An 11,642-nucleotide genomic window follows, 5' to 3' on the forward strand; every position below is an offset into this window, starting at 1 on the left:
CGCCGCTATACCGATGCCTACGGAGGTCAGTGTGGACCAGATACTCTTTGCTTTGCTCAACGGCACCATTTACGGGCTTTTGCTCTTTATGGTTTCCGCCGGTTTGACACTTATCTTCGGGATGATGGGGGTTTTGAACTTTGCCCACGCATCCTTTTACATGTTGGGCGCCTATTTCGCCTATACGCTTCAGCCCCTGACCGGGTTCTGGCTGGCGATCATCCTCGCTCCGATCCTCGTGATGGGCGTGGGCATTCTGGTCGAACGTTTCATTCTGCGCCATGTGCACGAACACGGCCATGCGCATGAATTGCTTGTGACCTTCGGTCTGTCGGTGGTGATCGCCGAGATGATCAAGATGGTCTACGGCAAATTCGCGGTCGATTACCGCGTGCCGGCTGAGCTGAACTTTGCGGCCTTCTCTTTGTCGGGCATCGACTATCCGTTCTATCGCCTGTTCATGGGCGGCATCGCCGTCGTCATGTTCATCGCGATCTATCTGTTGCTGACGAAAACCCGTGTGGGCATCGTCGTGCGCTCCGCCATTTACCGTCCGCAGATGGTCGAGGCGCTGGGCCATAACGTTCCCATGGTCTTCATGGGCGTCTTCGGCATCGGTGCGGCTTTGGCGGGTCTTGCGGGCGCTGTCGCTGGCGCCTTCTACACCACCAATCCTAACATGGCTCTGGAGCTTGGCGTCATGGTCTTCGTGGTCGTCGTGGTCGGGGGGCTTGGCTCCATGGGCGGCGCGATGGCGGCGTCGCTTCTGATTGGCATCACCAACTCGCTCGCGGTCGGCAGCGATTTCCGCATTGCGGATATTCTGACGTGGATCGGCATGGGCGGTTGGGCCGAGGAGATCGGCGGGCTTTTGACCATGCGCATGTCCAGCCTCGCCGCCACCCTGCCGTTCTTCATCATGCTTCTGGTGCTGGTGCTGCGCCCCTCCGGATTGATGGGCGAGAAGGAATAAGACAATGAAATACGCACCTCTACTTCTTTTGGTCACGGTCGCCGTGCTGATCGCCCTGCCTTGGCTGGTCTCCGGCTCCATGCTCAACGCCGCTGTTCAGATGCTGATCGCCGCTCTTTTCGCCATGGCCTTTGGCCTGTTGTGCGGGCAGGCCGGGATGCTGAGCTTTGGCCATGCCGCCTATTTTGGTGTCGGCGCCTTTGCCGCCGTTCATGCGATGAACGCCTTCGGGGGCGAAGGGCTTTTGCCGACGCCGCTCTTGCCGCTGGTCGGTGGCGCGACGGGCCTCGTGAGCGGGCTTTTGGCGGGCTATTTCTCCACCAAGCGGACGGGCGTTTACTTCGCCATGATCACGCTGGCGCTGGCTGAATTGCTGCACGCTCTGGCGCCGCACCTCAAAACCGTCTTTGGCGGCGAGGCGGGCGTGTCCTCTTTCCGCATGCCCGCTTGGGGCATCGGCTTCGGTTCGCTCAATGACGTCTATTTCCTGACGCTGGTCTGGACGTTGCTCTGCATCGGTTTGCTGTATCTCTTTAGCAAAACCCCGCTTGGACGTTTGGCTCTGGGCTTGCGTGAAAACGCGCATCGTCTGCGCTTTCTGGGTTACAACACCCATGCGCTTGGCACATTGATCTTTGCTGTCTCCGCCATGTTTGCGGGCATCGCAGGCGCGCTTCAGTCGATGAACATCGAAGCCGCAAACTACGTCGTGCTCGAATCCCACATCTCTACGGCCGTGGTGCTCAACAGCTTCATCGGCGGTGTGCGCGTCTTCCTCGGTCCGGCGATCGGCGGCGCGGTGATGACCTTCTTCGGCCATGTCACCTCCGACCTGACCCGTGTCTGGCTCTTGTACCAAGGCATCATCTTCGTGCTCGTCATGATGTTCCTGCCGCGCGGTCTCGTGGGCGAGCTGGTTGAACGCATCCGTAATCCCAGCGGCGAAGGCTTTGCCCGCACGCTCAGCACTTTGCTGGCCCGTCTGGCGAGCCTCGCGATTGCCGCTTTCGGCGCCGTCTTCCTGATCGAGTTCCTGCAACGCGTGCTGTCGCCGGAATATCGCGCGGGTGTCACCGACGGCAACTGGCCCGACATCGCGCTTTTCTCTTATGACTGGGCGCCGCTCTCCGTTCTGCCCTGGGCCTTTGGCCTCGGTCTCTTCGGCATCGGCATCGCGCTGGTCACCATGGTCAACCGCCGCGTCGCGGCGCGCAAGGAGGCACAGGCATGAGCGATCCTATTCTGTCTTTGCAACATGTTCACAAGTCCTTTGGCGAGGCCCATATCATCCGGGATGCCAATCTCGATGTGATCCCCGGCGAACGCCATGCGGTGATCGGGCCGAACGGGGCGGGCAAGTCGACACTGTTCCACCTCTGCTCCGGCCAGTTCGCGCCCTCCGAGGGCAAGATCCTTTTGAACGGCAAGAACATCGCCGGGTTGAAACCGGCGGAGGTCAACCGGCGCGGTCTGGCGCGCTCGTTCCAGATCACGAATATCTTCCCCGGTGTGACGGTTTTCGAGAACCTGCGTCTCGCAGTCATGCGCAAGCACAACCTGCAATTCGTGTTCTGGCGCTCTGCCGCGCGGCTGCGGCTGGTCAACGAGGAAGTCGATGATCTTCTGACGAAAATCCGCCTCACGGACCGCGCCCAGACGCTCGCCAGCCAGCTGTCTTATTCGGAACAGCGCTCGCTGGAGATCGGCATGACGTTGGCCTCCGATCCGCAGGTGATCCTCTTGGACGAACCCATGGCGGGCATGTCGCATGAAGAAACCGATTACACCGCCGGTCTGATCCGCGAGATCACTGAAGGCCGCACGCTTTTGATCGTCGAACACGATATGAGCGTCGTCTTCTCTCTGGCGCATCGCATCAGCGTGCTGGTCTACGGCGAGATCATCGCCACCGGCACGCCCGAGGAAATTCGCGGCAATGCCCGCGTGAAAGAAGCCTATCTGGGCGAGGAGGCGGCATAATGGAGAACGTGAACGACACCATTCTGTCCGTCGAGGGGCTGCACGCCCATTACGGCAAAAGCCATATCCTGCACGGCGTTACCTTTGATGTGGCGCGCGGTGAGGTTGTCAGCCTTCTGGGCCGCAACGGCTCCGGGCGCTCGACCACGATGAAATCCATCATGGGGCTGGTGCCGCCGTCTGAGGGCCACGTGCGTCTCGATGGTGTCGATCTGGCCGGACAGCGCAGCTTTGCGATCTGTCGGCGGGGCATCGGTTACGTGCCGGAAGAGCGTGAGATTTTTTTGAACCTCACCGTCGATGAGAACCTCGAAATGGGGCGCCAAAACGGGCCGGAGGGCGCGCCGAAATGGGACGTCGAGCAGATGTTCACCTATTTCCCGCGCCTCAAGGAACGGCGCAACACCCGCGCCGGAAGCCTCTCGGGCGGTGAACAGCAGATGCTCACCATGTGCCGCTCGCTTTTGGGCAACCCGCTGGTGATGCTGATCGACGAACCGACTGAAGGCCTCGCGCCCAAGATCGTGACCGTCGTCGGCGAGGTGATCCAAGACATCAACAAACACGGCGTCTCCGTGGTGCTGGTCGAGCAAAAGCTCACCATCGCCATGCAGGTCTCGCATCGGGTCTGTGTCATGGGCCATGGCCAGATCGTGTTCGAAGGCACGCCCGACGCATTGAATGCCAAGCCGGAAATCACCGACGAATGGCTCGCGGTGTAAGGGAGGAACGCGTGATGACATCTGCGATGAACATGACCGCACCGATGGAAATGGGGCTGACCGTGCGCGATCTGCCCAAGATGCTCGAATTTTACCAACAGGCCTTCGGCTTCACGATTGCCGCCGATGTGACCGTCCCCGCCGAAAAAGCGGATGTCGCGGCGCTGAGCCGAGGCGGCTACCGTGTCGTGCGGCTGCAAACCTCTTGGGGGGAGCGGATCAAATTGCTCGCGCCAGAGATCGCTCCGGCCGAGCGCCCTGAGCCAACGGACCACATTCTGGACCGCCACGAAGCGATGTACCTGACCTTCATCGTCGATGATCTGCGCGCCGTTGTGGCCCGCGTTGTCGCGGCGGGTGGCACTTTGATGACGGGCGATGAGCCGGTCGAGGTGCGCCCCGGCACCTTCCTCGCCTTTCTGCGCGATCCGGAGGGGCATATCGTCGAGATCGTCGAATATGCCGACGTCACCGAGTACCGCGCAGACCTTGCGGAGGTGTCGGCATGATGTTCGATTTCACCAACCGCACGCTGGTTCTGACCGGCGCCAATGGCGGCATCGGTCGCGCCGTGGCCGAGCTGTTCCACGCGGCAGGCGCCAATCTGGTGTTGGCCGACCTCGATGGCGCAGCGCTTGCGGAATTTGCCGCCACGCTGACTTCTCCGAAAGGCGGCACGATTGAAACGCTCGCCGTGGACGCCGCCAATCCCGATGACGCCGACCGGATCGTCGCAGTCGCGGCCAAACTCGGTGGCATCGACTTTCTCGTGCCCTCCGCAGGCATCTATATGGCGGAGCCTTTCGCCGAGATGACCGACGATCAATGGCGCCGCACCCTGTCCATCAATCTCGATGGCGTCTTCTACCTCACCCGCCGCTCGGTCGACCATTTGAAAGCCGGATCGTCCATCGTCAACCTCAGCTCGCTCGCCGCCCATCGTGGCGCCAAGACCAACGCGCATTACGGCGCCTCGAAGGGGGCCATCAGCGCCATGACCCGCGCGCTCGCCAATGAATTGGCGCCGAAAACGCGGGTCAATGTCGTGGCGCCCGGTGTGATCGACACGCCGATGACGCGCGAGTTGATCGCGACACGGGGCGACGACACGCTCAGGCACACGCCGATGGGGCGGACCGGACAGGCGTCCGAGATCGCCAGTGTCATCGCCTTCCTGTGCAGCGAGGCGGCGAGCTTTGTGAACGGCGAAACCATTCACGTCAACGGCGGGCTTTATATGAGCTGAGCCAGCGCAACGCGCAGAAATTTAACTGTTTTCAACCCGGCGACCCGAGGAGGGCGTTTCCGGGACCGGAGGAGAATTATCATGACCACCACGTTCGATTTCACTGGACGTACCGCGCTTGTGACGGGCGCTGCTTCGGGCCTCGGCCTTGCCATGGCGCGCGCTTTTGTGGGCGCGGGCGCCAAGACCGTCCTTTTCGATTTGGATGAGGACGGCGTGCGGGCGGCGGCGGATGCGCTGAACGCGGATCACCCCGGACAGGTCACAGCCCTTGCGGGCTCGATCACCGATCCTGCGGCGGTGGAAGCGGCGTGTGAGGCGGCGGTGGCCTTTGGCGGACGGCTCGACGTGGTGATGAACAACGCGGGCATCTCCGGCAATGCGCCGTCTCTTGAACTGGACGAGGCCACCTGGCGTCGGGGTATCGACATCAATCTCAACGGTGCGTTTTTCGTGGCCCAGGCCGCCGGTCGCGTCATGGCGGAACAAGGCGGCGGCAGCATCGTCAACACCGCCTCGATGTATGGCGTCGTCGCCGCCCCAGAACGCGCCGCCTATTGCGCCGCCAAGGCGGGCGTCGTGGCGCTCACGAAAGTGCTGGCCATCGAATGGGCCGACCGCAACATCCGCGTCAACGCCATCGCGCCCGGTTACGTGCGCACCGCGCTGACCGAAACGCTCGCCGCTGAAGGCCGTCTGGATATGGACGCTCTCAACGCGCGGGTGCCCGCCGGACGTCTCGGCACGCCCGAAGAAATCGCCTCCGCCTCCCTGTTTCTCGCTTCGGACGCCTCCGCCTATGTGACCGGCCAAACGCTGGTCGCCGATGGTGGCTGGTCCTCCTACAGCTATTTGTAAAGGACATCTCACATGCCGATCTATGACGATCTGACGCCAAAAGCCTTCTGGCGTGACATCAAAGCCTCCAAAGAGGATCGCACCGAGCTTGACCCCACCGTCGGGCGCACGATGCTGAGCCAATTGCACCTCATTCGCGCGTTTGAGGAAAAGGTGTTGGACCTTGCGGGGCAGGGGCTTGTGCACGGGCCTGCGCACTCCGCGATTGGGCAAGAGGGCGGGGCGGTCGGCTCCGCCATGGCGATGCGTGGCTCCGATCAGGTGAACGGCTCGCACCGCGCGCACCATCAGTTCCTCGCCAAGGCGTTGGCCTATGCCGCTCCCGAGGGCATCGACCCGGAAAAGAGCTTTGGCGAGACGCTGCGGCACCTGTCGAAACGCACGCTGTCGGAAATTCTTGGTCTGTCCGAGGGCTTCTGCCAAGGTCGCGGCGGGTCGATGCACCTGCGTTGGGCCGAAAGCGGTAACCTTGGCACCAACGCGATCGTCGGCGGCGGTGTCCCCATGGCGGCGGGCGCGGCCTGGGCGCATAAACAGGCGGGCACGGGCGATGTCGTCTATACCTATTTCGGCGATGGTGCGGTGAATATCGGCTCTGTTTTGGAGACCATGAATATTGCCGCCGCGTGGAAGCTGCCGATCTGTTTCTTCATTGAAAACAACCGCTACGCCGTGTCGACCCATGTCGAGGAAGTCACCGCAGAGACGCGGCTTTCGGCGCGCGGTCTGGCTTTTGGCATCCCGGCGCTGAAGGTCGACGGCATGGACACGCTGTCCGTGTATCTGGCCTCCGAGGAAGCCAATAAGATCATGCGCGCGGGCGAAGGTCCGGTGGTGATCGAGGCCGATGTCTACCGCTACTTCCACCAAAACGGCGCGTTGCCGGGCTCTGCCTTTGGCTATCGCACGAAGGAAGAAGAACAGGAATGGCGCGGCCGCGATCCGCTCGACGCCATGGCGCGCGGCCTGATGGAGCGCCAGATCATCGGCGCGCAAGCCGTCGAAGACCTGCGCAGCCAGGCGCAAGAGATGATGGAAGAGATCGCGGGTGAGCTGATCGAAGAGGTCGACGGCAAACGCCGCATCAAACCGGCGCTCTGGCCCGAAGAAAGCTTCCGCGATTTCGGTCTGCGCGGCGATCTGTCGGAATTCGACGGGGCGCGTTTTGAGGAACAAGAAACGTTTTCCGGTACGCTCAAAGACAATGTGAAATTCATCGACGCCGTGGCCGATGTGATGATGCGCCGGATGGAAACGGACGAGCGCGTCGTCGTCATGGGCGAGGATGTGCACCGTCTGAAAGGCGGCACCAATGGCGCGACCAAAGGCCTCTCGGACAAGTTCCCGGATCGCTGCCTCGGCACCCCAATTGCCGAGAATGCCTTTACGGGCCTCGCCGCAGGCATGGCCGCAGACGGGCGCGTGCGTCCGGTGATCGAATTCATGTATCCGGACTTCATGTGGGTCGCCGCGGATCAGGTGTTCAACCAGATCGGCAAGGCGCGTCACATGTTCGGCGGCGACAATGCCATGCCTTTGGTTTTGCGAACGAAAATCGCGATGGGCACGGGCTATGGCTCGCAACACTCGATGGACCCGGCGGGGATTTTCGCGACCGCTCCGGGTTGGCGTATCGTCGCGCCCTCGACGCCCTATGACTATGTCGGGCTGATGAACGCGGCGCTTCAGTGCGAGGACCCGGTTCTGGTGATCGAACATGTCGATCTCTATGCCTCGAAAGGCGTCGGACCCGCCGATGATCTCGACTACATGATCCCGCTGGGCAAAGCCAAAGTCGTCCGCGAAGGCGCGCGTGTCACCGTGCTGACCTATTTGGCCATGGTCGAAAAGACCCGCGAAGTGGTCGAGCGTCTGGGCGTGGATGCCGAAATCATCGACCTGCGCAGCTTGGATCGCGCCGGGCTTGATTGGGAGACCATTGAGGCCTCCATCGAGAAGACCGGCAATGTGTTGATCGTCGAACAGGGCTCCTCTGGCACTTCCTATGGCGGCTGGCTCGCCGATGAGATTCAGCGCCGCTGTTTCGACTTCCTCGATCAGCCGATCAAACGGGTGCATGGCGCGGAAGCCTCGCCCAGCATTTCCAAAGTCCTGGAAGCGGCGGCTTGCGCGCGTCCGCAAGACATCGAAGCGGGCCTGCGCGAGGTCATGGCCGATCAGGGCCTGCCGCTTGCGGCAACGGCAGCGGAATAAGGAGAGAAGACATGCCCAAGGAAATCATACTGCCCTCGCTCTCCGCCGGAATGGAAGACGCGGTGATCGCCAATTGGCTCAAGGCCGAAGGCGAGGCCGTGAAGGCCGGGGACACATTGGCCGAGGTCGAAACCGACAAGGCGACGATGGAATTTGAGGCCGACGCCGACGGGGTGTTGGGCAAAATCCTCACCCCCGCCGGTGAGCGCGCCGATGTGAATGCGGTGATCGCGGTTCTGTTGCTTGACGGCGAAGACGCCTCTGTGCTGGACGGCTATACGCCGGGTGGGGCGGTGCCTGCGGAGACGGTCGAAGCGCCGGTTGAGGCACCGAAAGCCGAAGCAACCCCCGTGGCGAAATCCTCCGACAAGATTGCGGCCTCGCCGCTCGCCCGCCGGATCGCGGCACAGAAAGGCGTTGATCTTTCGGGGCTTTCCGGGTCCGGCCCGCGCGGTCGCATTGTGCGCATCGACGTGGAACGCGCTGCCGAGGCCGGGGGCGTGGCTCCCGTGGCTGCCCCTGTCGCCAAAGCCGCTGCGCCCAACCTCGCGGGCATCGGCGACTACGAGGAAATCCCCCACACCGGCATGCGTCGCACCATCGCGCGGCGGCTGCTCGAGTCGAAAACCACCGTGCCGCATTTCTACCTTGAGGCCGATTGCGACATCGAGGCGCTCATGGCGCTCCGGGCCCAAATCAACGAGGGCCGCGAGAAAGCGGACCGGATTTCTGTCAATGATTTCATCGTCAAAGCCGTCGCCAACGCGCTCGCGAAAGTGCCCGCCGCCAATGCGATCTGGACCGATGAGGCGGTGTTGCAGCTCAAATCCATCGACATTTCCGTGGCGGTCGCGACCGACGGCGGGCTGATCACGCCGGTGCTGCGCAATGCCGATCAAAAGAGCCTCGGCACGCTGTCCTCCGAGATGAAAGCACTGGCCGCCAAGGCGCGCGAAGGCCGTCTCAAGCCCGACGAATATCAAGGCGGTGGGTTCTCGCTTTCGAACCTCGGCATGTATGGGGTCAAGAGCTTCTCCGCGATCATCAACCCGCCGCAGAGCTGTATCCTCGCCGTCGGTGCCGCCGAAAAACGCCCCGTCGGGCGCGGCGATCAGATCGTGCTGGCCCCTGTCATGAGCGTGACGCTGTCGGTTGATCACCGCACCGTCGATGGGGCCGTGGGCGCGCAGTGGTTGGCGGCCTTCAAAGCGGGCATCGAGACCCCGATGAGCCTGTTGGTGTAACATGATCACGGGGCACACCAAAACGCTGGCGATCCTCGCCGATCCGGTCACCCATGTGCGCACGCCACAGGCGCTTAACGCGCGGTTTGAGGCCGACGGCGTGGATGCCATTTTGGTCCCGCTCGAAGTGCCGTCCGCAGCGCTGGAGCCGATGCTCAAAGGCCTCGCAGGCGCGCGCAATTTCGCGGGCGCCGTGGTCACCGTGCCGCATAAAACCGCTGTGCCCGCGCTTTGCGATGCGCTGAGCGCGCGCGCGGCGGCGGCGCAAAGCGTCAATGTCATCCGGCGCAGGTCGGACGGGTCGCTCTACGGCGATATCCTCGACGGCGAAGGCTTTGCGTGCGGGTTGGAACAGGCGGGCGTGACGCTTTTAGGCAAGCGGGTGTTCCTTGCGGGCGCGGGCGGCGCGGCGAGTGCCATCGCCTTTGCTGTTGCGGAACGTGGCATCTCGGCGCTGACCGTGGCGAACCGCTCCATTGAGAAAGCCGAGGCCCTGATCGCGCGGCTGGCGGCGCATTTCCCCGATGTGCACTTCGCCGCCGCCACGGACCCCGCCGGGCATGACATCGCGATCAACGGCACCTCTTTGGGGCTGAAACCCGAGGATGCTTTGCCCTTCGAGCCAGACACACTCGACCCCGGCACCTTGGTCGCCGAGGTCATCATGCAGCCGGAGATCACACCGCTTTTGCACGCCGCCGAGGCGCGCGGGCTCATGATCCATCCGGGGCATCACATGTTGGAGGCGCAGTTGACAGAGATGCTGCGGTTTCTGACGCATGAGGAGGACGACCAATGAGTTTGAGTTTGCAAGATCTTCGCGCCACCGGGCTTTTGCGCGACGCCAATCTGGTTGCCGGAGACTGGATCGAGGCCGACCCTGAGACCGGCATTGCCGTGCACAACCCCGCCGACGGCACGCTGATCGGGTATGTTCCGAAGCTGGGCCGGGCCGAGGTCGCCAAGGCGGTCGAGGCGGCGGAAGAGGCGCAAAAGACTTGGGCTGCGCGGACCGCGAAAGACCGTTCAAACGTGTTGCGCGCATGGTTCGATCTGATGATCGCGCATCGCGAGGCTCTGGCGCAAATCCTGACGCTGGAACAGGGCAAACCTCTCGCGGAAGCGGCAGGTGAGATCACCTACGGCGCGAGCTTTGTCGAATGGTTCGCCGAAGAGGCGCGTCGCGTCTATGGCGAGACCATTCCCGGCCATCAGCCCGACAAACGCATCCTCGTGATGAAGCAACCCATCGGCGTTGTCGCCGCGATCACGCCGTGGAATTTCCCGAATGCGATGATCACCCGCAAGGCCGGGCCTGCCTTTGCTGCGGGCTGTGGCATGGTGTTGAAACCTGCGTCGCAAACGCCTTATTCCGCTATCGCTCTGGCGGTTCTGGCCGAGCGCGCCGGGCTTCCTTCCGGGCTCTTCAGCGTCATCACCGGCTCCGCCGCGCAGATCGGTGCGGAACTGACCGAGAACCCGGTGGTGCGCAAATTGACCTTCACCGGCTCGACCGAAATCGGCGCGATGCTCTATGCGCAATCGGCACCGACGATCAAGAAACTTGGGCTGGAACTGGGCGGCAACGCGCCGTTTATCGTGTTTGACGACGCCGATCTCGACGCCGCCGTCGAAGGCGCACTGATCGCGAAATTCCGCAACAATGGCCAAACCTGTGTCTGCGCCAATCGCATCTATGTGCAGGACGGGGTTTACGACGCCTTCGCCGAGAAACTGGCCAAGGCGGTCTCAAACCTGCGCACCGGCAACGGCATGGAGAACGGCGTCGAACTTGGCCCGCTGATCGATGAGAGCGCGTTGGAGAAAGTGCAGAGCCATGTGTCGGACGTGGTCGAAAAAGGCGGCCGCGTGCTTGCCGGTGGCAAACCGCACGCTCTGGGCGGCACTTTCTATGAGCCGACGGTTCTGGCGGATGTGACCTCCGATATGGCGGTCGCGCGTGAGGAAACCTTTGGTCCTGTCGCGCCGCTGTTCCGCTTCACCGACGAAGCCGAGGCGATCCAGGCCGCCAATGACACCGAATTCGGCCTCGCCTCCTATTTCTACGCTCAAGATGTGGCGCGGATTTTCCGGGTCTCGGAGGGGCTGGAATACGGCATGGTCGGCGTCAACACTGGGTTGATTTCCACCGCAGAAGCGCCCTTTGGCGGGGTCAAAATGTCGGGCTTGGGCCGCGAAGGTTCGCGCCACGGCATCGAAGATTTCCTCGAGTTGAAATACGTCTGCTTGGGAGGCATCGCATGAGCGGGACGGATCAAACCTTCGACCTCATCGTGATCGGCGCTGGCCCTGGTGGCTATGTGGCCGCCATTCGTGCGGCGCAGTTGGGGCTTAAGGTCGCCTGTGTCGAGCGCGAGAATCTGGGCGGGATTTGTCTGAACTGG

General features: G+C 62.6%; 12 protein-coding genes. All 12 read left to right on the forward strand.

What is annotated here, in order from left to right:
* The first annotated feature begins 31 nt into the window (after positions 1-31).
* Positions 32-973, forward strand: coding sequence for a branched-chain amino acid ABC transporter permease (locus ACN0X0_RS09560; RefSeq protein ID WP_219786343.1), 942 nt, complete (start codon positions 32-34; stop codon positions 971-973).
* Between the two features lie 4 nt (positions 974-977).
* The gene (locus ACN0X0_RS09565) at positions 978-2,204 is read left to right on the forward strand and encodes a branched-chain amino acid ABC transporter permease (protein ID WP_219786342.1); all 1,227 of its coding nucleotides are present in this window, start codon (positions 978-980) and stop codon (positions 2,202-2,204) included.
* Positions 2,201-2,953 (forward strand): ABC transporter ATP-binding protein, encoded by a 753-nt coding sequence (locus ACN0X0_RS09570; RefSeq protein WP_096805269.1) that lies wholly within the window; start codon positions 2,201-2,203, stop codon positions 2,951-2,953. Before ACN0X0_RS09565 ends, ACN0X0_RS09570 begins: the two co-directional genes overlap by 4 nt.
* On the forward strand, positions 2,953-3,675 hold the full coding sequence (locus ACN0X0_RS09575) for an ABC transporter ATP-binding protein (protein WP_417278967.1): 723 nt from the start codon (positions 2,953-2,955) through the stop codon (positions 3,673-3,675). The genes ACN0X0_RS09570 and ACN0X0_RS09575 overlap by 1 nt, the downstream gene beginning before the upstream one ends.
* Before the next feature lie 14 nt (positions 3,676-3,689).
* Positions 3,690-4,184, forward strand: coding sequence for a VOC family protein (locus ACN0X0_RS09580; protein ID WP_417278968.1), 495 nt, complete (start codon positions 3,690-3,692; stop codon positions 4,182-4,184).
* Positions 4,181-4,921: an SDR family NAD(P)-dependent oxidoreductase gene (locus tag ACN0X0_RS09585; RefSeq protein WP_417278969.1), complete on the forward strand. Its 741-nt coding sequence runs from the start codon at positions 4,181-4,183 to the stop codon at positions 4,919-4,921. The genes ACN0X0_RS09580 and ACN0X0_RS09585 overlap by 4 nt, the downstream gene beginning before the upstream one ends.
* An 81-nt stretch (positions 4,922-5,002) precedes the next feature.
* Positions 5,003-5,779 carry an SDR family NAD(P)-dependent oxidoreductase gene (locus ACN0X0_RS09590; protein WP_417278970.1) on the forward strand — a complete coding sequence of 259 codons (777 nt, stop codon included), beginning with the start codon at positions 5,003-5,005 and terminating at the stop codon, positions 5,777-5,779.
* Positions 5,780-5,791: 12 nt separating this feature from the next.
* Complete coding sequence (locus ACN0X0_RS09595) at positions 5,792-7,993, forward strand: alpha-ketoacid dehydrogenase subunit alpha/beta (protein WP_417278971.1); 2,202 nt, start codon at positions 5,792-5,794, stop codon at positions 7,991-7,993.
* An 11-nt stretch (positions 7,994-8,004) separates the two neighbouring features.
* Positions 8,005-9,237, forward strand: coding sequence for a pyruvate dehydrogenase complex dihydrolipoamide acetyltransferase (locus tag ACN0X0_RS09600; RefSeq protein WP_417278972.1), 1,233 nt, complete (start codon positions 8,005-8,007; stop codon positions 9,235-9,237).
* A gap of 1 nt (position 9,238) precedes the next feature.
* Positions 9,239-10,036, forward strand: coding sequence for a shikimate dehydrogenase family protein (locus tag ACN0X0_RS09605; protein ID WP_417278973.1), 798 nt, complete (start codon positions 9,239-9,241; stop codon positions 10,034-10,036).
* Positions 10,033-11,502, forward strand: a complete 1,470-nt coding sequence (locus tag ACN0X0_RS09610) for an NAD-dependent succinate-semialdehyde dehydrogenase (protein WP_417278974.1) — start codon at positions 10,033-10,035, stop codon at positions 11,500-11,502. Before ACN0X0_RS09605 ends, ACN0X0_RS09610 begins: the two co-directional genes overlap by 4 nt.
* Positions 11,499-11,642: FAD-dependent oxidoreductase (locus tag ACN0X0_RS09615; RefSeq protein ID WP_417278979.1), on the forward strand; the 144-nt coding region annotated here is incomplete at its 3' end. The genes ACN0X0_RS09610 and ACN0X0_RS09615, both read left to right, overlap by 4 nt.

The organism is Celeribacter sp. (assembly GCF_048270365.1).
Lineage (GTDB): Bacteria > Pseudomonadota > Alphaproteobacteria > Rhodobacterales > Rhodobacteraceae > Celeribacter.